General features: G+C 70.8%; 16 protein-coding genes. 10 read left to right on the forward strand and 6 right to left on the reverse strand.

What is annotated here, in order from left to right:
- The first annotated feature begins 348 nt into the window (after window positions 1–348).
- The 6 genes from ACFOSY_RS05900 (at window position 349) to ACFOSY_RS05925 (ending at window position 9155) form a co-directional block, all read left to right on the forward strand.
- A complete protein-coding gene (locus ACFOSY_RS05900) occupies window positions 349–1443 on the forward strand; it encodes an ABC transporter substrate-binding protein (RefSeq protein ID WP_394305643.1) in 1095 nt (364 codons plus the stop codon).
- A 75-nt stretch (window positions 1444–1518) separates the two neighbouring features.
- Entirely contained in the window at window positions 1519–3078 is a 1560-nt protein-coding gene (locus ACFOSY_RS05905) for a sugar ABC transporter ATP-binding protein (RefSeq protein ID WP_394305644.1), read from the forward strand.
- The gene (locus ACFOSY_RS05910) at window positions 3071–4033 is read left to right on the forward strand and encodes an ABC transporter permease (protein WP_394305645.1); all 963 of its coding nucleotides are present in this window, start codon (window positions 3071–3073) and stop codon (window positions 4031–4033) included. Before ACFOSY_RS05905 ends, ACFOSY_RS05910 begins: the two co-directional genes overlap by 8 nt.
- Window positions 4030–5064 carry an ABC transporter permease gene (locus tag ACFOSY_RS05915; protein ID WP_394305646.1) on the forward strand — a complete coding sequence of 345 codons (1035 nt, stop codon included), beginning with the start codon at window positions 4030–4032 and terminating at the stop codon, window positions 5062–5064. Before ACFOSY_RS05910 ends, ACFOSY_RS05915 begins: the two co-directional genes overlap by 4 nt.
- Before the next feature lie 130 nt (window positions 5065–5194).
- The gene (locus tag ACFOSY_RS05920; protein WP_394305647.1) at window positions 5195–7552 is read left to right on the forward strand and encodes an AbfB domain-containing protein; all 2358 of its coding nucleotides are present in this window, start codon (window positions 5195–5197) and stop codon (window positions 7550–7552) included.
- Between the two features lie 100 nt (window positions 7553–7652).
- The gene (locus tag ACFOSY_RS05925) at window positions 7653–9155 is read left to right on the forward strand and encodes a glycoside hydrolase family 43 protein (RefSeq protein WP_394305648.1); all 1503 of its coding nucleotides are present in this window, start codon (window positions 7653–7655) and stop codon (window positions 9153–9155) included.
- Window positions 9156–9225: 70 nt separating this feature from the next.
- Here ACFOSY_RS05925 and ACFOSY_RS05930 read toward each other — a convergent pair whose 3' ends face one another.
- The 3 genes from ACFOSY_RS05930 to ACFOSY_RS05940 form a co-directional block, all read right to left on the reverse strand.
- Window positions 9226–12504, reverse strand: coding sequence for a LamG-like jellyroll fold domain-containing protein (locus ACFOSY_RS05930; RefSeq protein ID WP_394305649.1), 3279 nt, complete (start codon window positions 12502–12504; stop codon window positions 9226–9228).
- A 220-nt stretch (window positions 12505–12724) separates the two neighbouring features.
- Window positions 12725–13909, reverse strand: coding sequence for a GDSL-type esterase/lipase family protein (locus ACFOSY_RS05935; protein ID WP_394305650.1), 1185 nt, complete (start codon window positions 13907–13909; stop codon window positions 12725–12727).
- A 57-nt stretch (window positions 13910–13966) separates the two neighbouring features.
- Window positions 13967–14542: a TetR/AcrR family transcriptional regulator gene (locus ACFOSY_RS05940; protein WP_394305651.1), complete on the reverse strand. Its 576-nt coding sequence runs from the start codon at window positions 14540–14542 to the stop codon at window positions 13967–13969.
- Between the two features lie 263 nt (window positions 14543–14805).
- Between ACFOSY_RS05940 and ACFOSY_RS05945 the strand changes: the two genes are divergently transcribed.
- The 4 genes from ACFOSY_RS05945 to ACFOSY_RS05960 all read left to right on the forward strand — a co-directional run bounded on the left by ACFOSY_RS05945 (window position 14806) and on the right by ACFOSY_RS05960 (window position 18678).
- On the forward strand, window positions 14806–15228 hold the full coding sequence (locus ACFOSY_RS05945) for an effector-associated constant component EACC1 (RefSeq protein ID WP_394305652.1): 423 nt from the start codon (window positions 14806–14808) through the stop codon (window positions 15226–15228).
- Between the two features lie 58 nt (window positions 15229–15286).
- A complete protein-coding gene (locus ACFOSY_RS05950; protein WP_394305653.1) occupies window positions 15287–17431 on the forward strand; it encodes a caspase family protein in 2145 nt (714 codons plus the stop codon).
- Window positions 17428–18159, forward strand: a complete 732-nt coding sequence (locus tag ACFOSY_RS05955; protein WP_394305654.1) for a hypothetical protein — start codon at window positions 17428–17430, stop codon at window positions 18157–18159. The genes ACFOSY_RS05950 and ACFOSY_RS05955 overlap by 4 nt, the downstream gene beginning before the upstream one ends.
- Window positions 18160–18231: 72 nt before the next feature.
- Window positions 18232–18678, forward strand: coding sequence for a RidA family protein (locus ACFOSY_RS05960; protein ID WP_394305655.1), 447 nt, complete (start codon window positions 18232–18234; stop codon window positions 18676–18678).
- Here ACFOSY_RS05960 and ACFOSY_RS05965 read toward each other — a convergent pair.
- The 3 genes from ACFOSY_RS05965 to ACFOSY_RS05975 form a co-directional block, all read right to left on the reverse strand.
- Window positions 18659–19450, reverse strand: a complete 792-nt coding sequence (locus ACFOSY_RS05965) for a VOC family protein (protein WP_394305656.1) — start codon at window positions 19448–19450, stop codon at window positions 18659–18661. The two genes, ACFOSY_RS05960 and ACFOSY_RS05965, sit on opposite strands and share 20 nt — an antisense overlap.
- Before the next feature lie 179 nt (window positions 19451–19629).
- The gene (locus tag ACFOSY_RS05970) at window positions 19630–22641 is read right to left on the reverse strand and encodes a family 16 glycoside hydrolase (RefSeq protein ID WP_394305657.1); all 3012 of its coding nucleotides are present in this window, start codon (window positions 22639–22641) and stop codon (window positions 19630–19632) included.
- A 220-nt stretch (window positions 22642–22861) separates the two neighbouring features.
- Window positions 22862–23674 (reverse strand): SAM-dependent methyltransferase, encoded by an 813-nt coding sequence (locus ACFOSY_RS05975; RefSeq protein ID WP_394305658.1) that lies wholly within the window; start codon window positions 23672–23674, stop codon window positions 22862–22864.
- Window positions 23675–23773: the final 99 nt, after the last annotated feature.

The following is a 23773-nucleotide window of genomic DNA, read 5'->3' on the forward strand; positions in this document are numbered from 1 at the left end:
GACCGGGGAACAAGGACATCGCGGTGTCCCGGACGGCGCGAGGCTGTCCGGGCCGGTCACAACGGTGTCCCGGACAGCTGTCCGACCATGGGCCGGGGGTCTTCGCACCACGCCATGGCACGCGCTTACCGACATGCACGCCCCCGCGCGCCCCTCAACTCCCGCGGTCGCGCCCGCGCGCACCTCCCCTTCCCACCTTGTGCGCGAGGGGTTTACAGCCTCCTTCCAACGATGTAAAACCTCTGTGGCGGCGCACCGGACGCCGTTGTGCACAGGGGGAGCAGTTCCGTCACGCGAAGTCCTTCGGCTCTCCAGTTCCCTTTCAGCGTCACCCGGATCGGGGTCACCATGCAGCGCACCACTCACCGTTCCCTTCTCCTCGCCCGTCCCGTGCTCGTGGCCTTGGCCGCCGCCGTGGCCCTGACCGCGACGTCCTGCGCGAAGTCGGAGGACGACGCGTCGGACGGCACGAAGTCCACGGCCGCCGCCGACGCCGGCCAGAAGGTGGCCGAGCCGAAGCCGGGCAGCAAGACCTGCACCGTCGACGCCTACGGCGGCAAGAAGATCGATCTGAAGTCCGCCACGGTCGGCTTCTCCCAGTCGGAGAAGGAGGCCAACCCCTTCCGGATCGCCGAGACGCAGTCCATCAAGGACGAGGCGGCCAAGAGAGGCGTCAAGCTGCTCACCGCCAACGCCCAGTCGCAGTTCTCCAAGCAGATCAGCGACGTGCAGGACCTGCTCGCCAAGGGCGCCGACCTGCTCGTGATCGCTCCGCTGAACTCCGACGGCTGGGACCCGGTCCTCCAGGCCGCCGCGGCCAAGCAGGTCCCGATCGTCACCATCGACCGGAAGATCAACGCCACCGCCTGCAAGGACTACGTGTCCTTCATCGCCTCCGACTTCGTCGAGCAGGGCCGCCGCGCCGCCGACCAGATGATCGAGGCCACCGGTGGCAAGGGCGAGGTCGCCATCCTGCTGGGCTCGGCGGGCAACAACGTCACCACCGAGCGCACCAAGGGCTTCAAGGAGCGCCTCGCCGAGAAGGCCCCGGAGCTGAAGGTGGTCTTCGAGCAGACCGGTGACTTCACCCGCGAGAAGGGCCAGCAGGTCACCGAGCAGCTCATCCAGTCCAAGCCCGGCATCAAGGGCATCTACGCGGAGAACGACGAGATGGGCCTGGGCGCGGTGGCCGCGCTGAAGGGCGCCGGCAAGAAGGCCGGCGACGTCAAGATCGTCACGGTGGACGGCACCCGCAACGCCGTCCAGGGCGTCGTGGACGGCTGGATCAGTGGCGTCATCGAGTCCAACCCGCGATTCGGTCCCCTGGCGTTCCAGACGCTCGACGACTTCACCCAGGGCAAGGAAGTCCCCCAGGACATCATCATCCAGGACGGCGCCTACGACGACGGCAACGCCGAGCAGGACCTCGGCAAGGCCTACTGATCCCGTCGCGGGGGCCCGCAACGCGCCGGGCCCCCGGTCCGTCCCTCACCACCCTTTCCCATCCTGGAGGCACAGGTGGCTCCCCCCGCCGAAGTGCTCGCCGTCCGCGGACTGAGCAAGACGTTCCCCGGCGTCCGGGCCCTGGACGACGTGGACCTGACCCTGCACGCCGGTGAGGTCCACGCCCTGATCGGCGAGAACGGCGCCGGCAAGTCGACGCTCATCAAGCTCCTCACCGGTGTGTACCGGCCCGACGCCGGTGACATCGTTTTCCAGGGCCGTCCGGTCTCCTTCGCCACCCCTCTGGAGGCGCAGAAGGCCGGCATCTCGACGATCTACCAAGAGGTCAACCTCATCCCGCTGCTGAGCGTCGCCCGCAACCTGTTCCTGGGCCGCGAGCCGCGCAACCGCTTCGGTCTGCTGGACTTCGCCCGCATGAACCGCGAGGCGGAGGAGACGCTGCGCGGCTACGGCGTCCGGGTCGACGTGCGGCGGCCGCTGCGCAGCCTCGGTGTGGGCGCGCAGCAGATGGTCGCGCTGGCCCGGGCCGTGGCGAGCGAGGCGCGGATCGTCATCATGGACGAGCCCACCTCGTCGCTCGAACCGCGGGAGGTCGAGACGCTGTTCTCGGTCATCCGCCGGCTGCGCGACGAGGGCATCGCCGTCGTCTACGTCAGCCACCGCCTCGACGAGCTGTACGCCGTGTGCGACACGGTGACCGTGCTGCGCGACGGCCGCCGCGTCCACCACGGCAGGCTCGCCGACCTGGACCGGCTGTCCCTGGTGTCCACGATGCTGGGCCGGGAGCTGGGCGAGGTGCGGTCGGAGGGGCTGACGAAGTTCACCGGCGACCACCACGCCACCGACAGCCGGCCCGTGCTGGAGGCCACGGACCTGACGGTCCCCCACCAGCTGCACGGGGTGTCGGTCAGCATCCGGCCCGGCGAGGTCGTCGGGCTCGGCGGGCTGCTCGGGTCCGGGCGCACCGAGACGGCGAAGGCCATCTCCGGTGCGCTGCCGACGAGTTCCGGCCGGGTGACGGTGGCCGGGGTTCCCCTGCGCGGGGGTTCCACGCCGGCCGCCATCCGGGCCGGTGTGAGTCTGCTGCCGGAGGACCGCAAGAGCGAGGGCATCGTGCCCGGCCTGTCGGTGCGGGAGAACATCTCGCTGGCCGTCCTCCCCCGGCTCTCCCGCTTCGGGCTGGTGTCCGAGGCGCGCGTCGACAGCATCGTGAACACGTTCATCGAGCGGCTGCGTATCAAGGCGTCCTCGCCCCAGCAGAAGGTCGGCGAACTGTCCGGCGGCAACCAGCAGAAGGTGCTGCTCGCCCGCTGGCTGGCGATGAACCCGAAGGTGCTGCTGCTCGACGAGCCCACCCGGGGCATCGACGTCGGCGCCAAGGCCGAGGTGCAGAAGCTCGTGGACGAACTGGCCGCGGACGGCCTGGGCGTCCTGCTCATCTCCTCCGACCTGGAGGAACTGATCGAAGGGTCCGACCGCGTGGTCGTACTGAAGGACGGTGCCGTCGTCGGCGAACTGACCGGCGACGAGGTCACCGAGGACAAGCTGATGCGGACCATCGCCGGGGACGCCCCGGAGCGGGACGCGGTGGAGGAGGCGGCCACCGATGGCTGAAGCCGCTGTGAAGACCGTCCCGCTGGACAGGACACGCGCCCTGCAGTGGCTCCAGACCTACGGCGTGTACGCGGGTGTGGCGCTGCTGCTGGTCGTCAACATCGCCATCACGCCGCACTTCCTGTCCGCGGAGAACTTCCGCACCCAGGCCGTGCAGGTGGCGCCCGTCATCATCGTCGCGCTGGGCATGGCCCTGGTCATCGGCACCGAGGGCGTCGACCTGTCGGTGGGCGCCGTGATGGCGCTGGCGGCCTCGGTGACCGCCCTGTACCTGGGCTACGGACTGGTGCCGGCGCTGCTCGTGGTGGCGGTGTTCGCCGCCGTGGTGGGGCTCGCGAACGGGGCGCTGGTGGCGCTGGTCGGGGTGCAGCCGATCGTGGCGACGCTCGCCCTCATGGTGGGCGGGCGAGGTGTGGCCCTGGTGCTGCTGCCGCAGCTGAAGGACCTGCGCAACCCGCAGCTCGCGTCGCTCGGCTCGGGCGACGTGCTGGGCATCCCGTACCTGATCCTGATCGCCGCCGTGCTGGCGCTGCTGGTCGCGTTCGTCGTGCGCCGCACCACCTTCGGACGGCAGCTCCTCGCCATCGGCGACAGCCGTCCCGCCGCGCAGCTCGCCGGCCTCCCGGTGCGCCGCGTGCTGATCCTGGTGTACGTGGTGTCCGCGCTGCTCGCCGCCGTGGCGGGCGTGCTCGCCACGGCCCGGCTCCAGGCCAGCGACCCGACGTCGCTGGGCAACCTGATGGAGCTGTCCGCCATCACCGCCGTCGTGGTCGGCGGCACGCCGCTGACCGGCGGCCGGGTCAACATCGCGGGGACGGTGGCGGGCGCGGTCCTCATCCAGCTGCTCACCGCCACCCTGATCAAGCACGATCTGCCGCCGTCGTGGACGCAGATCGCGCAGGCCGTAGTGATCGTGGCCGCTGTCTACGCGGCGCGGGGACGGGGGAAGCGATGACCGTCACGAAGACGCAGGCGCCGGTGGCCGTGGACGACGGCACGCGGGCGGCCCCCGACGGGCCCGTGGGGTCGGCGCGGTCGGAGCGGCTGAGCGCCCTGGTGCAGCAGCACGGCGCGCTGGCGGTGCTGGTGATCGTCTCCCTGGTGGCGACGTTCAGCTTCGACTCGTTCGCCACCGGCGACAACGTCAGCAACATGGCGACGAGTTCGGCGTTCCTGGCGATCGTCGCGCTCGGCATGACGTTCGTGATCATCACCGGCGGCATCGACCTGTCGGTGGGCTCGCTGTTCGCGCTCGGCGGGGTGCTGGCCGCGTGGGGTTCCCGGCACGGGACGCTGGTGGCGCTGCTGCTGCCGCTGGTGGTGTGCGGGGCGGTCGGCGTGGTCAACGGGCTGCTGGTGGCCCGGTCGCGGCTCGCGCCGTTCATCGTCACCCTGGCGGCCATGCTGGGCGCCAGGGGTCTGATGCTGGCGATCACCGACGAGGGCGCCGAGACCTACCTCATCGGCAAGGGCTCGTTCCTGGCCGAGCTGGGGCAGGGCAGCACGCTCGGTCTGGGCAACCCCGTGTGGATCATGCTGGCGCTGTTCGTCGCCGGGGCGGTCGTGCTGCGCCGCACCCGGTTCGGGCAGCACGTCTACGCGGTCGGCGGCAACGAGGACGCGGCGGCGCTGATGGGCGCGCCGGTGGCCCGCACCAAGATCCTCGTCTACACGCTGTCCGGGGTGCTGGCCGGCCTCGCCGGTGCGCTGAACGCCGCGTGGCTCGCCTCCGGGGTGACGATTCTCGGCAACGGCATGGAGCTGGAGGCCATCTCCGCCGTGGTCATCGGCGGCACGCTGCTCACCGGCGGACTCGGCTACGTCAGCGGGTCGCTGGTCGGGGTGCTGCTGCTGAAGGTGATCCAGAACGTGATCAACCAGATCGGCTCCCTTGACTCCTCCTACCAGCAGGTCGTCAGCGGCGCCTTCCTGGCCGTGGTGGTCGTCGCCCAGACGTGGCTGGGCCGCCGACGGCAACTGATGTAGACCCCGGACACGGCGGCGGGACGCCCTGGCTCCCGCCGCCGTGTCCGGTACGGCGGCCGGTCACGCTCGCGCGCAGCCGGCCGCTTCTCGCACGCGCACGTCTCCCACCCCCACTTCCCGAGGAGTGACGATGCGTAGAACACCCGCACCCGTCCCACCCGCCGCCCGCCCCAGACGGCGGTGGACGGCGACCGTCCTGGCGGTGCTGGCCCTGCTGGCCGGCACCGCCCTCACCGTTCCCGGCGCCGCCACCGCGGCGCCGGCGGCGTGGACGCCCAAGCCCGCGCCGATGACCACCCCGTGGACGAACCAGGTCCCCGTCGACAACCCGCTGCCGGAGTATCCCCGCCCGCAGCTCACCCGCCCCGACTGGGCGAACCTCAACGGCATCTGGGACTTCGCCGTGACCTCGGCGAACGCCGGCCGGCCCGCCACGTTTCCGGAGCAGATCCGGGTGCCGTTCGTCGCCGAGTCGGCGCTCTCCGGCATCCAGCGCCGCATCACCCAGGACGACAGGCTGTGGTACCGGCGCACCTTCACCGTTCCCGCGGGCTGGGACGGCCGGCGCGTCCAGCTGCACTTCGGCGCCGTCGACTGGCGCACCACCGTCTGGGTCAACGACCGCCAGGCGGGCGCCGTCCACGACGGCGGGTACGACTCCTTCTCCTACGACATCACCGACCTGCTGAACCGGGGCGGCGTCAACACGATCGTCGTCTCCGTGTGGGACCCCACCCAGACGGGCAGCCAGGCGGTCGGCAAGCAGCGGCTGAACGACGTCCAGCCCCACCCTGGCGGGGGCATCTTCTACACCGCCGCCTCCGGCATCTGGCAGACGGTGTGGCTGGAGCCCACGTCGGCGGCCCACATCACCCGCCTCGACATGGTGCCCGACCTGACGAACAACCGGCTCAAGGTCACCGTGCGCGGCGCCGGGACGAGCGGGCACCAGGCCCGCGTGACCGTCTCCGCCGGCGGCGCCACGGTCGGCACCGCCACCGGCCCGGTCGGCACGGAGTTCACCGTGCCCGTACCGAACGCCCACCGCTGGACGCCCGACGACCCGTTCCTCTACGACGTGCGCGCCGACCTGCTCTCCGGCGCCACCACGGTCGACTCCGTGGGCAGCTACACCGGCATGCGCACGGTCGGTCTCGCCCGGGTGGACGGCGTGCTGCGGCCCGTGCTGAACGGGCAGTTCGTGTTCCAGACGGGCACCCTGGACCAGGGCTACTGGCCGGACGGCATCTACACCGCGCCGACCGACGCGGCCCTGCGGTTCGACCTCCAGAAGCACAAGGACCTCGGCTTCAACATGGTGCGCAAGCACATCAAGGTGGAGCCGCAGCGCTGGTTCTACTGGGCCGACCGGCTGGGTCTGCTGGTCTGGCAGGACATGCCCTCCATGGAACGCACCCCCGACGCGGCGGGACGCACCCAGTGGGAGAGCGAGTACCGGCGCGTCATCGACCAGCACCGCAGCTCACCGTCGCTGGTGATGTGGGTCGACCAGAACGAGGGCTGGGGCCAGTACGACCAGGCGCGGATCGCGAACGACGTGAAGGCCTACGACCCGTCCCGTCTGGTGGACAACATGAGCGGGGTGAACTGCTGCGGCGCCGTCGACGGCGGCAACGGCGACGTCGTCGACCACCACGTCTACGTGGGCCCCGGCACCACGGTGCCCGACGCCAACCGCGCCGCCGTGCTCGGCGAGTACGGCGGTCTCGGCTTCAAGGTGGCCGGCCACGAGTGGTACCCGGGCGGCGGCTTCAGCTACGAGGACCAGCCGTCCCTCGCCCATCTCAACGACCGGTTCGTCGGGCTGCTCGACGGCATCCGCGAGGTGCGCCTCCCGCGCGGCCTGTCCGCCGCCGTCTACACGGAGATCACCGACGTGGAGAACGAGGCCAACGGGCTGCTCACCTACGACCGTCAGGTGGTCAAGGTGGACGAGGCACGGGTCCGGGCGGCCAACCGGGCGCTGATCGACGCCTCCCGCTCGCCGGCCGCGCCGGTGACGCTGCCCACCGCCCAGTACCGCTCCTTGCGCGTCACCACGCCCGGCTACACGGACCGGTACATGCGGCACCAGGACGGCGCCGTGTTCACCGAGGTGGTGAACGGCGGCAGCGACGCGCTGCTGAAGGCCGACGCCACCTGGCGGATCGTCCCCGGCCTGGCCGACGGCTCCTGCTACTCCTTCGAGTCGCGCAACTACCCGGGCGAGTATCTGCGGCACCGCAACTCCCGGGTGTACAAGGAGGGCGGCAGCGGCGACCTGTTCCGCGCGGACGCCACCTTCTGCCCGGTGCGGGGCGCGAACGGCGGGGTCAGGCTGTCCGCGTACAACTTCCCCGGACAGTATCTGCGCCACTACGACGCCGAATTGTGGCTGGCGGTCCCCGGCGGCACGCGCGCCTACGACTCCCCCGCCCTGTTCACCGAGGACACCACCTGGGCGGTGGAGGCGCCCTGGACGCCCTGACGTCCGTCACCTGAGGTTCCGTCACCCACACCCCGTACGCGCGGTGGCGGCCCCGTGGCCGTCACCGCGCCCGTGTCCCCCACACCCGAGGGAGCCAAGCATGAGTGCCCGAACCACCGGGCTCGTCGCCCGGTCCTGCACCGCCCTGCTCGCCGCCGGCCTGATCGCGGCCGTCACCGCGCCCCCCGCCGCGGCGGTGCCCGAGTACACCACCGCCGAGTCCGGCAACCCGTTCGTCGACGGCTGGTACGCCGACCCCGACGTGGCGGTCTACGACGACACCTACTGGGTGTTCCCCACCACCTCGAGGGCCTACCGGGAGCAGACCGAGCTCGACGCGTTCTCCTCCCGCGACCTCGTCCACTGGACCAAGCACAGCGACGTCCTGACCACCGAGGACGTCAGCTGGGCCGAGTACGCGGTGTGGGCGCCCGCGCCCGTCGAGCGCAACGGCAAGTACTACCTGTACTTCGCGGCCAACGACATCCAGAGCGACGCCGCGCTCGGCGGCATCGGCGTGGCGGTGTCCGACCGGCCGGAGGGCCCCTACAAGGACGCGATCGGACGGCCGCTGATCGCGCAGTTCCACAACGGCGCCCAGCCCATCGACCAGGACGTGTTCATCGACGACGACGGCCAGGCGTACATGTACTACGGCGGCTGGGGGCACGCCAACGTCGTCAAGCTCAACCCCGACATGACGAGCCTCGGCACCTTCCCCGACGGGAGCACCTACAAGGAGATCACGCCCGCCGACTACGTCGAGGGCCCGCAGATGTTCAAGCGCGGCGGGAAGTACTACCTGATGTGGTCCGAGGGCGGCTGGACCGGCCCGGACTACTCCGTGTCGTACGCGATCGCCGACTCCCCCACGGGCCCGTTCACCAAGCTCGACAAGGTGCTCGCCCAGGACCCTGCGGTCGCCAAGGGCTCCGGCCACAACTCGGTGATCAACGTGCCCGGCACGGACGTCTGGTACATCGTCTACCACCGGCGCCCGCTGAGCGAGACCGACGGCAACCACCGGCAGCTCGCCTACGACCGCATGTACTTCAACCCCGACGGCACGATCCGGCGGATCCAGATGAAGGTGCGGGACGACTTCGCCGACGGCAACGCGCTGGGCTGGAAGACCTACGGCGGCGCCTGGACCGCGTCCGGGGGCGCCTACCGGGCGGGCAGCTCGGCCGGCGGCAAGGCGCTGCTGGACACGAACTTCGCGGACGTGACGCAGGAGGCGGACGTCACCGTGTCCGCGCGCGGCGGTGACGCCGGCCTCACCTTCCGGGTGACCGCGCCCGCGGTCGGCACCGACAGCTACCGTGGCTACTACGCGGGCATCGGCGCGGACGGCAAGGTGGTGCTCGGCAGGGTCGACAACTCCTGGACGCCGCTGCGGACCGTGCGCCTGCCGATCGCCCCCGGCTCGACCCACAAGCTGCGGGTCACGGCCGTCGGCTCCGCGATCGAGGTGTACGTCGACGACATGCTCACGCCGAAGATCTCCGTCACGGACGCCACGTTCACGAGCGGCGCCAACGGGGTGCGGGTGTTCAACACGCCGGCCACGTTCGACAACGTGGCGGTGGGTCCCGCGACCTGACCGCGGGGGACGCACCAAGGGGGCGGGCGCCTCGGGCGCCCGCCCCCTCGTGCGTGGTGTCACCCGGCGGCTACGGCTTCTCCGCCTGGTACAGGGCGCTCACCTCCGCGTCGGTGAGCACCTTGTCGTAGGCGTGCACCTCGTCGACGGAGCCGTTCCAGAAGTCGGTGTCGTCGCCGTTCCACTTGGCGCGGCCGACCGCGAGGGACCCGGAGCCGACGTAGTTGGGACCGCTCTTGACGGTCGCCGCCTTCGTGCCGTCGACGTACAGCGTGATCTCGCCGGTGGCGCCGTCCCGCACGCCGACCAGGTGGTACCAGCGGCCGAGTTCGGGCCGGGTCTCCAGGCGCGCCCGCTGTCCGTCGGGCGTGCTGAAGGCGAAGGCGCCCTGGCCGTACTGGAGGTAGAAGGGGCTGGTCTGGCGCAGTCCGTCCTGGCTGACCGCGGTGGCGTAGTTGCCGGGCAGCGCGTCCAGGGTGACCCAGGCGGAGACGCTGTAGCTGCCGGTGGTGTCGAGGACCGGGCCGTCGGTCTGGGCGAACTGGCCCTGCCCGTCGAACTTCAGCGCGCTGCCGCTGACTCCGGCGGTCCAGGTGGCGCCCTCGCTGAGCGTCAGCGCCTTGTTGTTCGGGCCGTCGTCCTCGGCGGTGGTGCCGGCGCCCTCGTCGAGGGACCAGTGACCGCCGCCCTTGAGCTGCTCACGCTGGCCCGCCGAAGCGCCGGCGGCGATCACCTTGAGGTTGATCTCCCGCACCTGCTTCGGGTCGACCTTGATCTCCCGGCGGTCGTACGTGTAGAGGCCGTTGAGCTCGTTCTCCAGGTCCGTGATCTGGGTGTAGACGGAGCCGGACAGCTCCGCCGCGGCCTGGTCGAGGTAGAACTTCTCGGTGTTCTCCACGTACTTGCGGGTCAGCGCCTCCTTGCTGTCCACGCCGCTGTAGATGACGGTGGGCGGGCCGGGCCACATGTGCCCCGGGCTGCGGAGGGTGAAGCCGCCGTGCTCGCCGTCCATGGCCGCGCGGTGGTCCGGGAAGGGCGGGTCCTCGTTGTTGTAGTCGTGGTGGTCGATGATGTCGCCCCTGCCGGAGTCACCCTTGCTGTTGCAGCAGTTGACCCCGCTGTGGGCGTTCACGACACGGGACGGGTCGGCCGCCTTGACGGCGTCGGTGATCCTGCCGGTCTCCTCCCGGTCCCACTCGCCCCAGCCCTCGTTGAAGACGATCCAGCCGATCACGGAGGGCGCGTTGTGGTGCTGGCGCATCATCTCCCGGCCCTGGTCGACGAACGCCTTCCGGCCGACCGAGTTGGTCAGGTTGCCGGAGACGAAGTCCTGCCAGACCAGCAGGCCGAGCCGGTCCGCGTGGTAGAACCAGCGCGGCGACTCCACCTTGATGTGCTTGCGGACCGCGTTGAAGCCGAGCTGCTTGTGCGCCTTCAGGTCGAACGCCAGGGCGTCGTCGCTGGGCGCGGTGTAGAGCCCGTCGGGCCAGAAGCCCTGGTCCAGGGTGGCGAGGGAGAACACGGGCTTGCCGTTGAGGACGAGCTTCTTGTAGCCGCCCACGTCCTCGATGCCGATCTTCCGCATGCCGAAGTAGCTGTCGACCGTGTCGGTGGACCGGCCGTCCTTCAGCGTGACGTCGAGGTCGTACAGGTACGGGTCGTCCGGGCTCCACAGGTGCTGGCGGGCGACCGGCAGCTTCAGCTGCTTGTTGGCGGGGCCGGTGACCTTGCCGACGACCTTGCCGCGGTGGTCGCGGGCCACCGCCTCGACGCGCGCCGTGGCGGACGCGCCGGCCGACTCGACGGTCACCGCGAGGGTCCTGGTGTCGATGTCGGGCGTCATGACGACGTTGTCGACGGACGTCTCGGCGACGGGCTCCATCCACACGGTCTGCCAGATGCCGGAGGACTGGGTGTAGAAGATGCCGCCAGGGTTGGTGGACTGCTTGCCCATCGGCTGGTCGGGGCCGCCGGTGTCGGTGACGGCGACGACGATCTCCTGCTTGCCCCGGCTCCTCAGGGCGTCGGTGATGTCGGCGGTGAAGGCGTTGTAGCCGCCGGTGTGTTCGGCGACCTTCGTGCCGTTGACGTAGACGGTGGCCTGGTAGTCGACGGCACCGAAGTTGAGCTTGAGCCGGTTGCCCTTGCCGCTCTTGCCGACCTTCCAGCTCTTCGGCACGTCCACGAGCTTGCGGTAGAACATGTGGTCCTCGTGCCGTTCGAGCCCGGAGAGCTGCGACTCGACCGGGAACGGCACGATGATCTTCTCGTTCAGGTCCTTGCCGAAGACCGGCTGCTCACCGGCTTTCGCGCCGCTGAACTGCCAGGGCCCGTTGAGGTTCTTCCACTGCGAGCGGACCTGCTGGGGGCGCGGATACTCGGGCAGCGGGTGGTTCTTGTTCACCCTGTCGCCCCACGGGGTGGTGAGGCGGTGGGTGGAGGCGTTCTCGGCGTACCGGGCGATGCGGGGCACGGTCTCGCCGCCGGCCGTCAGGCCGCCCTCGCCGTCGTAGACGACGCGGACCGTCTGGGCCTTCTGGACCGCTTCGGAGAGGGTGACCTGGACGGAGTTCCGGTCGCCGGGGACGGCCCCGACGGACTTGATCGGCAGGGCGGTGGTGTCGGCCTCGACCTTGAGGTGCTCGGCCACCTGCGCGAGGTCGCTCACCTCGCCGTCGAAGCGGGCGCGCAGGGTGCGGCCGTCGCGGCCCACGGTCAGCTCGACCGGGTACACCTCGAAGTCGGCCGGCGGGGTGAACGCCGTCATCGGCACGAGCTGCTTGGCGAGCGTCGGCGTCGACCAGCGCAGGTACATGTTGGCTCCGCCGACGTCCTGGAACATCTCCATGCGGAAGTCGTACGTCTTGCCCGCGGTCAGCCGGACGGGGGTGCTGGTCTGCTCCCGGTCCCAGTCGGGCTCCCAGTGGTCGATGACCGGTTCGCCGTCGATGAGGAGGCGGAAGCCGTTGTCGCCGATGGCGTAGAAGGTGTAGTCGTCGGTCTTCGGGACCTCGATCTGGCCGGTCCAGCGGGCGGTGGTGTGCTCCGTCCGCCCGGTCAGCTCCTGGAACGTGTTGGTGAGACCGGCGAAGTTGATCTGCGGCTCGAGCTGGGTGCCGCCGAGTTCGGCGAAGTCCCGGGCGCCCGGCGCGGACATCCGGAAGTACTCGCCCTTCAGCCCGTGCACCGTGACGTCGGCGTCCGCGGCGCGGGCGGCCGGGGCGCCGTCGGCGGTGGCCGGTGCGGCGGCCGTCGCGGCGGGCGCCAGGGCGCCCGTGGAGAGGGCCAGCGCCGTCACGGTCAGCACGGCCCACCATCTGGATCTGGGGCGGGTGGGTTGTCTGGTCATCGAACCTTTCCTCGCGCTGGGTGCATGGGGTCACGGCGGGACGAGGGCGCGGCCGTCAGTTCCGCCGGCAGTTCTTCCAACGTTGGAAATTTGTTGTGCAGCGGAATGACAACACGCGGTGGGACGGCTGTCCAGGCTTTGCGCAGAGGTGACTGTGCGTCAGCGGAGGCTCACGTCACGGCTGGTGGCCGCCCCGGGGAGGGGGCGGCCACCGTCCCGGTCAGCTCCCGGCGCCGGCGAACGGGCCGCCGGCCGCGAAGGCGTGGGCGGCGAACCGCTTCCCGATCAGCCGGTGGGCGGCCGGGTCCGGGTGGAGCCGGTCGGGCAGCGGGAGTTCGGCGTGGTCCGCCTCGCCGTAGAGGGCGCGCCCGTCGAGATGGTGGAGGTTCGGGTCGTCCTTCGCGCGCGCCGACACGATCCGCTCCAGTTCGTCGCGTACGGCGTTCAGGGTCAGCTTGCCCTCGGCCCGCTCCGCCGGGTCGCCCGAGGCGGTGAACGACAGCTTCCCCTCGGCGAGCCGGCTGAAGTCGAAGGCCGTGGGGCCGGGGGTGTCCTCGTGCATGGGGCACAGGATCGGCGAGACGACCAGCAGCGGGGTGTCGGGGTGGCCGTCGCGGACGGTGTCGAGGAAGCCGTGCACGGCGGGGCCGAAGGCGCGCAGCCGCATCAGGTCGGTGTTGACGAGGTTGATGCCGATCTTGAGGCTGATCAGGTCGGCCGGCGTGTCGCGGATGGTGCGGGCGACGAACGGGTCGAGCAGGGCGCTGCCGCCGAAGCCGAGGTTCACCAGGTCCACCTCGCCCGCCGCTGCCGCGAGCGCCGGCCAGACGGCCGTCGGGCTCGCGGCGTCGGAGCCGTGGCTGATGGAGCTGCCGTGATGGAGCCAGGTGCGGCGCCCGGAGGGGGGCGCGGGCTCCACCGGGGCGTCGGTGCGCAGCGCGACCAGCGCGGTGATCTCGTTGTACGGAAGCCAGATCTCCACGGTCTTGTCGGTGCCGGGCAGCCCGTCGAAGCGGACGGCGCCCGCCGGTCCGGGTTTCATCTCGGCGTCGCCGGTGGACATGTCGACGGTGACGGTGTTGCCGCCGGTCGCGGACGCCTGCCCGGCCGGCCGCCCGTCGACGAGCAGGTCGTACAGGCCCTCCGGGCGGGGCGGCGCGCCCACGTAGACGCGCTTGGTGGGGACGGTCGCCAGCTCGACGACGGTGGCGCGGGTACGGAGGACCAGGCGGACGCCGGAGGGCTGGGACTCGGCCATGGCGAGCTGCCCGTCGGTGTTCTGCGCGCGCGCCCAGGCGGGCAGGCGGTGCGGCAGCAGGCCGTCGGGGGTCTGTTCCAGGTCGAGGGCGCCGCGTACGAGGTCGGGGGTGATCGGGGTGGTGTGGGCCAGGGGCGCGGGGGGCATGTCTGGGTCCGTCCTTCTGGAGTTACGGGTGGACGCGAGGGGGGCGGCGTCGGGGGCTCAGGGCGCGGGCGGCCAGGTGCGCAGGAGGACGTCCAGCGCGTCGAGGACGCGGGACCAGGTCTCCTCCGTGTCGGGGGCGCTGTGGTCGAAGCCGCCGCCCATCTCGATGCTGACGTAGCCGTGGAAGACGCTGCCGAGCAGGCGAACGGCGTGGGTCTGGTCCGGTTCGTCCAGGTCGTAGCCGCGCAGCAGGGCCCGGGTCATCCGGGAGTGCCGCACGCCCGCGCCGGCCATGGCGGTCTCCGGGTCGAGCCGGTACTGCGCCGCCGCGTACCGGCCGGGGTGCTCCCGCGCGTAGTCGCGGTAGACGTTGGCCAGGGCGACCAGGGCGTCCTTGCCGGCCCGTCCGGCCAGCGCGTCGGCGGCGCGGTCGGCGAGCTCCTCCAGGGCGAGGAGGGCGATGCGGGTCTTGAGGTCGTGCGAGTTCTTCACATGGGAGTAGAGGCTCGCCACCTTGACGTCGAAGCGCCGGGCGAGCTCGGAGACGGTCACCTGGTCGAAGCCCACCTCGTCGGCGAGTTCCGCGCCCGCGGTGGTCAGGCGTTCGGTGGTGAGTCCTACGCGCGGAGCCATGAGGTTCCTTTCCTTCAGCTACACCAAGCATGCCTCCGCCTAAAAGGTTTAGGCAAACAACAAAAGCATGAAGCCGCTCACACAGGGCCCGGCGTCCAAGGACGCGTACCCCGGCCTCCGCATGCCGCACGGGAGCCGGAAAAGTGAAGGCCGGTCCACGAAATCCCCTCCACACAAACACGCGACGTAACCGCCGTGTCACTGCTAACGTCTTCGATCAATTGGCGCGCCTGCACGTACAGTTGAGACCTGAAGGGGAACCAGTGATCATCCGTGACGGCGGCACGGGCGCCGGGGACGGCGGCGCATTCGTCCTGCGCTCCCCGGACCGGAGACTGAGCTTCTCGCTCGACCTTCCGGCCGAACTGGCCGACGGCTTCCGGGAGTACCTGCGGGAGCGGGGCTTCCACATCCCCGAAGGCAACGCCCGTGGCGTCCTGTCCGAGGTGGTCGTCGCCACCGCGGGCAATCCCGCGGCCTGGACCGCGGTGGGCGGGACGGTCGTCGCCTTCCTGCGCCGGCACCGCGGGAAGGTGCACCGGTTCAAGGTCGACGGCAGATCGGTGTCCATCGAGGGCTATTCGGCCGCGGACGCGGAGCGGCTGGCGGCGGATCTCGTCGAACGGGCGCGCACCGGTGACCGCACCCCGGACCGCACCGAGCCCGGCGACGGCACACCGCGATAGCGCCCGGACAGCAGGCCACCTCAAGGAGCATCACCGCGCCGGCCCGATCGGAGGGACCGTGCCCCAGGCACTCGTCATCGGCATCGACCGCTACGCAGCCAAGCAGATACCCGCGCTGACATGCGCGGTCAACGACGCCGAAGTGGTCTCGCAGCGGCTCGAGTCCGCCGGATTCGAGGTCGTCACCCTGACCAACGACGGCGCGACCCGCCGGGAGATCTACCGGGAGCTCGAGGTCGGCCTGAACCAGCGGGCCACCGACGAGGACGACCCGGTGCTCATCTACTGGTCCGGGCACGGCATGTCCGACCTGCGGGCGAGCGCCGACGCCGACAAGGGCTGGTCCACCTTCCTGCTGCCCTTCGACACCGACATCGACCAGCCGCTGGCCTCGGCCCTGCCGGTGCAGCAGGTGTGGGCGCTGCTGAACCGGCTGCGGACCCGCCGGCTGCTCGTCATGCTCGACACCTGCTTCAGCGGCGCGTTCGCGGGCGACGGGCGCGGCTTCGCCATCGGCGCCAAGGGCGCGGCGGCGGCCGCCACGGACGACTTCCTCCAGATGGAGGGGCACGGCAGGATCGTGGTGTCCGCCTGCGGCCCGGACGAGGTGGCCCGCGAGAACTCCCGGCACGGGCACGGCAATTTCACCCACGCGCTGCTCTCCGTACTGGACCGCGGTGTCGACAGCGGAGCCGGCGACGCCCGGGTCAGCTCTCTGATCTCCGACGTCCGGGACTTGGTGCGGCGGGACACCCGGGGAAGCCAGACGCCGTCCCTGCACCATGCCGCCCAGGGCACCGACTGGAGCATCCCGCTGCCGCCGCCCGCCCCCTATCAGCCGCCCATGCCCAGCTGGGCGTTCGTGGGGACCTCCGGTGGCGTGGGCAAGACCACTCTCGCGATGATGACGGCGGAGCTGCTGGCCGAGTCCGGCAACAACGTGCTCTATCTCGACGCCGACATCGCCCAGCACGGCGGCACGAGCGAGTGGTGTCAGCGCGCCCACCGCGACGTCGGGCGGGTCCGCACCTTCGCGGACCATGTGGCGGCCCACTCCCGCTCCAAGACCCGTACCCCGTCGCGGCAGCTGCACGACGGGCTGCTGGATGTCACCCCGGACTATCTGAAGCGGTTCGACTGCGGGAAGATCATGCTGCTGCCCGCGGCCCGCGTGAGTGACAAGCTCTTCGTCTTCGACCTCGTGGCCGAGATCAAGGACCGCCGCTCCAACGTCGCCTGCCGGCAGATCCTCGACTCGGCGTTCGACCGCGGCATCCGGCAGGGCGCCACCTGCGTGGTCATCGACTGCGGCGCGCAGTTCGACCCGCTCGCGATCAACTCGCTCACCGCCGCCCACCACCCGTTCATCGTCGCCGCCGCCCGGGCCGGGGCCAAGGACCAGCGGGAGACGATCCTCAGCAACTGCACGGAGACCGTCGAGGACTTCAACCGGCTTCGCGTCGAGACCGTCGTCAACCGGGTCCCGAGCCTGGAGGCCCTGACCAAGCACTGGGGGCAGCCCGGCTTCGGCGCGCCCGGCATGAGCTTCCACTGGGTGCCCTTCGACCGGAAGCTCTTCCAGGACTGGGAGGAGGGCCGTCCCAACTTCGAACTCGGCTACGACGAGCTGAGCCAGACCTGGCACAGCATTCTCGTGACCTCCGACCGGAACAGCTGCGACGGCCTCCACCGCGACCTGCTGCCGAGCGAGTGGGACCGGTTCAGCAAGTGGGCGCTGTGGCTGACCACCAACCCGGGCTGGGCGGAGCTGGAGATGGGCCGCCTGCGCCGGCTGGGGCGCCGGGCCGTCATCGCCCTGACCGTGTGGCTCGCCCTGCTGGGGACCGCCCTCACCAGCGTCCTGATGCACGTGACCGCCCCGTCGGGCGACAAGGACGACGCGGGATTCCTGCCCCAGTGGCTCGCCGTGTCGCTGCTCTCCGTCGCCGCGTTGTTCCTGCTCGGCAACTGCCTCGGCCTGCTGATGCTGCGGCGGCGGCGCAGAGTGCTCGGTGAGGTGATGAAGCACAGCGTCTCCGCCGCCGAGCTCAAGAAGTGGTTCGCGGTCCCGCTCACCGAAGGCCCCTGGTGGAAGATCTGGCAGTCCAGCCGTCGCGCGGCCATCGAGTGGCTGCACGAGCGCGTGGTGGCCGCCCGGGAGTCGCAGATGCCGTCCGGCACCACCTATGAGGTCCGCGGGTGAGCAGCCTCGGCTTCTCGTGCTCGTACACCAAGCTGAGGGACGTGGAGGACGAGTCGCCGTGCGGGCGTCCCGCCACGCGCAGGGCCAAGGGCGCACCGAAGTGCATGGGGCACTGGGCGGGCGAGCACCTGATGGGCATGCTCGGCGGCACCGAACACGCGCGGAAGACATGGCTGTGGGCGGGGGGCATGCTGCTCTACCTCGCGGTGTGGGGCACGTGGGCCTACTCGGTCACGTTCACCTACTACACGTACCTGGCCTGGGCCCTGGCGGTCTTCAGCGTCGGGCTGATCCTCGTCACCGGGCCGGAGCATCCCCTCGGGGGGTGGCTGACCCTGGTGTCCGCTCCCGCCATCGGCTTCGCCCTGCTCGCCAACAGCGCCGTTCTGCTGGATCTCAACCCCTTCCGGGACAGTGCGCCGCCTGAACGGTCCACCGCCGATCTCCTCTCGGCGTACGTCGACCTCGCCACCGGGGTGATCTTCATCGGTTCGTTCGTGGGGTTCCTGTTCTTCTACCTCACCGACGACCGCAAGGAGCTGCGGTTCTGGACCGCCCTCAACCTGCCCCTGGCCGTCCTCGCCCTGCCCTGCGTCGTGACGCTGACCGCCCTCACCCACGGGCAGTACCTCGACGCCCGCCCGTGGGTCGTGGTGGTGTACGCGGCCGCCGCCGTCGCGCGCGGCAAGGAACGGGCCCGCCAGCTCGCCAAGCGCCTGCGCGTCTAGATGTCCGGAGCGCGACGGGCGTGAGTCCCGGTCATGGCACGGGACGCCGACGAGAGGACGTACGATGCCGCCATGATCCACCGGTCGGGTGAGCCTCGGAGACGGGCGATTCTCAGCGGTTCGGAGTTCGAGGAGCGGATCGGCTACGCCCGTGCCGTGGTCGACGGCGACCGGGTGCACGTGTCCGGCACCACGGGCTTCGACTACGCCACCATGACGATCTCCGACGACGTCGTGGAGCAGGCCGAGCAGTGCCTGCGCACCATCGAAGCCGCGCTGGCGGAGGCCGGGTGCACGTTCGCCGACGTGGTGCGGGTGCGCTATCTGCTGCCGGACCGGGCGGACTTCGAGCCGTGCTGGCCCGTACTGCGCCGGTGTTTCGGGGAGGTGCGGCCGGCCGCGACGATGATGGTCTGCGGACTCGCCGATCCCCGGATGAGGATCGAGATCGAGGTGGACGCCCGGCGGCCGGCCGCCTCCGACCGGCCGCCCCGGCCCGTCAGCCCTGCGTCGGGGTGAGCAGCACGAAGTCCGCCTTGAACGGGTCGAGGCACAGGGCCATCCGGCCGACGCCCTCCGCGTCCACCGGGCCCATCTGCACGGTGCCGCCGTTCCCGCGGACCTGGGCGACGGCCGCGTCGCAGTCGGCGACCGCGAACACCGGGTGCCAGTAGGGCCGCCCGCCGGCCAGCGACAGGGCGTCCTCGCCGACCTCCAGCAGGCCGCCGTGCATCCGCTCCTCGGGCAGGCCCGCCGGGGTGATCATCGTGTACGTGCCCTCGCCGCCCGGCATCGGCATGTCGCTGAACTGCCAGCCGAAGACGTCGCCGTAGAACCGCCGCGCCGCGGCCGCGTCACTGGTGTACAGCTCGGTCCAGCACAGGGAGCCGGGCGCGTCCACCAGGTCGACGCCCGTGCTCTCGCCGGGCTGCCACACGGCGAACTGGCCGCCCAGCGGGTCGCTGTACTGGGCCATCCTCCCCCACTGCTCGATGTCCATCGGCGCGACCCGCACCATGCCGCCGCCCGCCTCGACGGCCCGGGTGGTGGCGTCCGCGTCGGTGACCGTGTAGTAGATCATCCACGCCGGCCGGGCGCCCTCCTCGGTGAGCTTGCCGAGGCCCGCGACCATCTTGCCGTCCATGCGGAACATGCCGCCCTCGACCTCCTCACCCATCGGCTCGAGGTCCCAGCCGAGGACCGCGCGGTAGAAGGACGCGGCGGCCGGGACGTCGGGGACGCCGAGGTCGAGCATGCAGGGCGAGCCGGGGGCGAAGTCAGTGGTGATCACCGTAGGTCCTTTCGACAGGCTCCGTTCGGTCTCAGCGTGCCACCGGGTTGCCCGTCGCGCCCTCCGGCTTGGCCGTCCGGGCGTCCCTTCCCCGTGCGGCCGTGCCGCTGCCCCCGGCAAGGGTGTGGCCGGAACCCCACGGGGTCCCGGCCACACCTGTGTACGTACGCCCTGTCCCCTCAGCTCAGCGGCTCGATCCGGATGTTCCGGTACCGCACCGCGTTGCCGTGGTCCTGGAGACGGATCGCCGCGGCTGCCGGGCCCTCGGGGGCGCCGCCGCCCGTGGGGCTGTCGACGGCCACGTCGTCGTGGACCTTCTTGCCGTTCCACACCACCGTGATCCGCGCGTCGGACGTCTTGTTGCCCTCGGCGTCGTAGCGTGCGGCGCGGAAGACGATGTCGTACGTCTGCCAGGTCTCCGGCGGCCTGGCGGCGTTCACGTCGGGCGCCTTCTTCTGGTAGATGGCGCCCGCCTCGTCGGTGGCGAGGGTGGTGTCGCCGTAGGAGTCCAGGATCTGCACCTCGTAGCGGTCCTGGAGGTAGACGCCGCTGTTGGCGCGGTTCTGGCCGGTGACGTCCGGGGGCAGCTTCGGCAGCCGGTACTCGACGTGCAGCCGGAAGTCGTCGTAGCTGTCCTTGGTGCGGATGTCACCGCAGCAGACCTCGGCCGCCCCGCCGTCGACCGACCACTCCACCGGGCGTCCGTCGGTGTGCTGCCAGCGGTCGAGGTTCCGGCCGTCGAACAGGGTGACCGGGGCGCCGTGCCGGTCGACGGTGACGAGGTCCAGGTTGACGTGCCCGGTGTCGCCCTCGTCGACCCGGTAGGCGACGGTGTTGTGCCCGGCGCGCAGCCGTACCGTCTCCCGCTGGGTGGACCAGGTGTCCCAGTCGCCGGTGCTGCGCAGCTGAGTCTGCTTGATCTTGTGTCCGTTGACGTACAGGGAGACGGACTTGGTGCCCTGGAAGGGGTTGGGGCCGTTGGAGTAGCGCAGGCCCACGTCGTAGGAGCCGGTCCGGCCGACCGAGACGTCGAAGGTGGTGGTGGCGCCCGGGGTGGCGTACCGGTCGACGAAGCCGCTGCCGGAGTAGCCGCGGTGGTCGGTGTTGATGCCGGCGGCCCCGGTGAGTGCGGCCTCCTCCGCCTCGTACACCGGGCCGGGTGCGGGCTGGGCGCCCGGGAGCGCGTTGAGGGTGTACCAGGCCTCGGTGCTCCACAGGGTCTCGCCGGACGCGGAGCTGAACGGGCGCGGGGAGCGGACGTGCACCACGCGGCCGGGCTTGAGGCCGTCGATGGCCAGCGTGACCTTCTTGCGGTCGGCGGACAGCTTCGCGGAGGTCACCTGGAGGGTCTCCTCGGCGATCTTGGGGCCGCCGTAGTCACGGGTCGGGGTGTAGCGCCACTGCTGGGCCTCGTAGTGGCTCACCAGGTCCTCGGCGGTCTCCTCCGACAGGGGCTGGGTGTACTCCAGCTCGAAGCCGCCCTTGCGTACGCGCATGGCCTGGATGTCGAAGGTGTTGCCGCCGTTCGGCGTCAGCTTCTGCAGGCCGAACTTGAGCTTGCCCTCCTGGCCCCAGTTGCCGTCGGCGCCCAGGCCGCCGGCGTAGATCGCGCCGTCGGGGCCCATGCTGATGCGGTTCACGCCCGCTTCGAGACCCTGGGTGAAGCGGAAGACGGCGCCCTGGTACTCGCCCTTGACCTTCTCCAGGTAGGCGCGCTGGAGCCCGCCGTAGGTGACGTCGCCGAACAGCATCTGCCCCTTGAAGCGTCCCTTGGTCAGATACAGGGGCGTGCTGGGCGAGTTGGCGATCTCGTTCTGCGGCAGCCACAGCACCGGCTGGGTCACCGGCTCCTTGTCGAAGGGGCCGGCGGGGTTGGTGTAGTGGTTGAAGAAGCGGTCCTGCTTGATGTGGACCAGCTTGGACGCGGGCAGCCAGCCGCCCTGGTTGTCGGTGACGAACATGCCGCCGCCGGGCCCGAAGCCGATGCCGTTGGGCGTGCGCAGCCCGCCGGCCAGGTAACTGACCTTGCCCGTCTTCTTGTTGACCTTGATGGTGACGCCACGGCCGGGTGCGGGCTGCGGGTCGGTGGTGGCGCCGCCGTAGTCGATGGCGACGGACAGGTTCAGGTAGAAGTAGCCCTTGTCGTAGAGGAGTCCGAAGGCGAACTCGTGGAAGTTGCCGCCGTACGGCCAGGTGGCGACGGTGCGGGAGCGGTCGAGGAAGCCGTCGCCGTCGCTGTCGCGCAGCTCGGTCAGCTCGTGCTTCTGCGAGACGTAGACAGCGTTGTCAACGACCTTCAGTCCCATGGGCTCCTTCAGCCCGCCCGCGATCTTCGTGGCCGTGACCTTGTCCGGGCCGGTGTTCCCGGTGGCGTGGTCGATGGCGTAGATCTCACCGGTGGTGTTGTCGGTGCCGCCCCAGGTGCTCACGAGGAGCCGGCCGTCGGGGAGCCAGTCCATGCCGGTGACCTGCGGTTCGAAGCCCTCGGGGCGCAGGTCGGTGAGGGTGTGGTCGGGGCGTACGGCGTTCAGCGGCAGGCCGTCGCCGGGCGAGTCGGTGATGCCCTCGCACTCCTTGCGGCCAGGCGCGGTCACCCGCACCACGCCGGCGTCGGTGCTCAGCGCCTCGTTCGGCACGGTCGTGAAACCGTCGGCGCCGGGCGGCTGCCAGGCCAGGGTGAGCTGCTCGCCGCCGCCGCGCTCGAAGTGGTCGATGCGCAGGGCGTGCATGCCCTCGGTGAGCTCGACGGTGCCGTCCTTGGGTTCGGCGCCGTGCAGCCCGTCGTGGTCGATCACCACCTGGTCGTCGATCAGCAGCCGTGAACCGTCGTCGCTGGTCAGCCGGAAGGTGTACGAACCGGCGGCCGGGACGTGGACGTTGCCGGTGACCTGGCTGACGAAGTTGTCGGCGATCCCGCCGAAGTCGGCGGTCGAGGTGAAGCCGACGACCGGGGCCAGCCGGTCGACGTTGGGGGTCTGGCCGGGTTTGAGGGTGCAGATCTTCTCGAGCGGGACCTGTACGTCGAACACGCGGAGCGTGACGCCCGGTTCCTGGGGCGGCACGTCGGCCTGTGCGGCGGCGCCCGGACGGGCCGAGGCCAGGGGCGACCCCCATACGCCGCCGGCCAGGAAGGCGCCGACGAGCAGGCCGGTGAGTGATCTTCGGACATGCCGGTACAGCCGTGCGTCCATGCTGCTGCCTCCTGCTGGGTCGACCGGAGGGCCGGACAACTCCGGTGCTGCGTACGCGTTTTCCCGAGTACGCCAACGGTTGCGCCGATACGCTAGGAGACTTCTGCTCAACTCGTCCATACTTTGTCATCGACGAGTTCAAAGTTTGTCGTGTGAACAACGAAGAGGCGGGCCCCGGGAGTTACCGGGACCCGCCTCTTCCGACGACGCCGAACGGACGCTAAGGCTTGCGGGCCAGCCCGCCGTGCTCGGCGATGATCTCCGGCTCCGGCGCGTCCGCCTCCGGACGCCACTGCTGCACGGACACCACGCCCGGCTCGACCAGTTCCAGCCCGTCGAAGAAGGAGGTGATCTCCTCCACCGTCCGCAGGTTGTACGGCACGGCGCCGCTGGAGTTGTAGGCCTCCTGCGCCTGTTCGAAGACCGGGTCGACGCCGCGCGAGCCGTCGTTGACCGACAGGAAGCTGCCGGACGGCAGGGCGGCCATCAGTCGGTCCACGACCGAGCGCGCCTCGTCGAGGTCGGCGATGTGGCCGAGGATGTTGCTGAGGATCAGCGCGGTGGGACGCGAGAGATCCAGCGTGCCGCTCGCGGCCTCCAGAATGCGCTCGGGATCCAGCACGTTCGCGTCGACGTACGCCGTCGCGCCCTCGGGCGTGGAGTAGAGCAGCGCGCGGGCGTGCGCCAGGACCATCGGGTCGTTGTCGACGTAGACGATCCGGGACTCCGGGGCGATCCGCTGGGCGACCTGGTGGGTGTTGTCGGCCGTCGGGAGGCCGGTCCCGACGTCCAAGAACTGGCGTATGCCCTGCTCACCGGCCAGGTACGTGATGTTGCGGCGCAGGAAGGCGCGGCTGCTGCGGGCGATGGTGACGATGCCGGGGAAGACGGCGGTGTAGGCGTCGCCGGCCTCCTCGTCGACGGGGTAGTTGTCCTTCCCGCCCAGCCAGTAGTTCCAGATGCGCGCCGAGTGCGGCACCGAGGTGTCGATCTTCTGCCGCGCGGATCCGGGGGCCGTCGCAGGGTCGGTCATGAGTGCCGTCCGTGGTGTTCCGGGAGCTGTTGTCGCCGCTCAATCTACGGTCCCACAGCTCACCCGCGCAGGCTTGTTCGAAGGCCCGCCGGACGTTCG

Source organism: Streptomyces lusitanus (assembly GCF_042647945.1).
In the GTDB taxonomy this organism is placed as follows: domain Bacteria; phylum Actinomycetota; class Actinomycetes; order Streptomycetales; family Streptomycetaceae; genus Streptomyces; species Streptomyces pseudogriseolus.

What these genes read in the sequence shown, in the direction of transcription:
- ACFOSY_RS05900 (WP_394305643.1), top strand. Translation starts at nt 349, where the DNA reads ATGCAGCGCACCACTCACCGTTCCCTTCTCCTCGCCCGTCCCGTGCTC.
- ACFOSY_RS05910 (WP_394305645.1), top strand. Translation starts at nt 3,071, where the DNA reads ATGGCTGAAGCCGCTGTGAAGACCGTCCCGCTGGACAGGACACGCGCC.
- ACFOSY_RS05915 (WP_394305646.1), top strand. Translation starts at nt 4,030, where the DNA reads ATGACCGTCACGAAGACGCAGGCGCCGGTGGCCGTGGACGACGGCACG.
- ACFOSY_RS05920 (WP_394305647.1), top strand. Translation starts at nt 5,195, where the DNA reads ATGCGTAGAACACCCGCACCCGTCCCACCCGCCGCCCGCCCCAGACGG.
- ACFOSY_RS05925 (WP_394305648.1), top strand. Translation starts at nt 7,653, where the DNA reads ATGAGTGCCCGAACCACCGGGCTCGTCGCCCGGTCCTGCACCGCCCTG.
- ACFOSY_RS05930 (WP_394305649.1), bottom strand. Translation starts at nt 12,504, where the DNA reads ATGACCAGACAACCCACCCGCCCCAGATCCAGATGGTGGGCCGTGCTG.
- ACFOSY_RS05935 (WP_394305650.1), bottom strand. Translation starts at nt 13,909, where the DNA reads ATGCCCCCCGCGCCCCTGGCCCACACCACCCCGATCACCCCCGACCTC.
- ACFOSY_RS05940 (WP_394305651.1), bottom strand. Translation starts at nt 14,542, where the DNA reads ATGGCTCCGCGCGTAGGACTCACCACCGAACGCCTGACCACCGCGGGC.
- ACFOSY_RS05960 (WP_394305655.1), top strand. Translation starts at nt 18,232, where the DNA reads ATGATCCACCGGTCGGGTGAGCCTCGGAGACGGGCGATTCTCAGCGGT.
- ACFOSY_RS05970 (WP_394305657.1), bottom strand. Translation starts at nt 22,641, where the DNA reads ATGGACGCACGGCTGTACCGGCATGTCCGAAGATCACTCACCGGCCTG.
- ACFOSY_RS05975 (WP_394305658.1), bottom strand. Translation starts at nt 23,674, where the DNA reads ATGACCGACCCTGCGACGGCCCCCGGATCCGCGCGGCAGAAGATCGAC.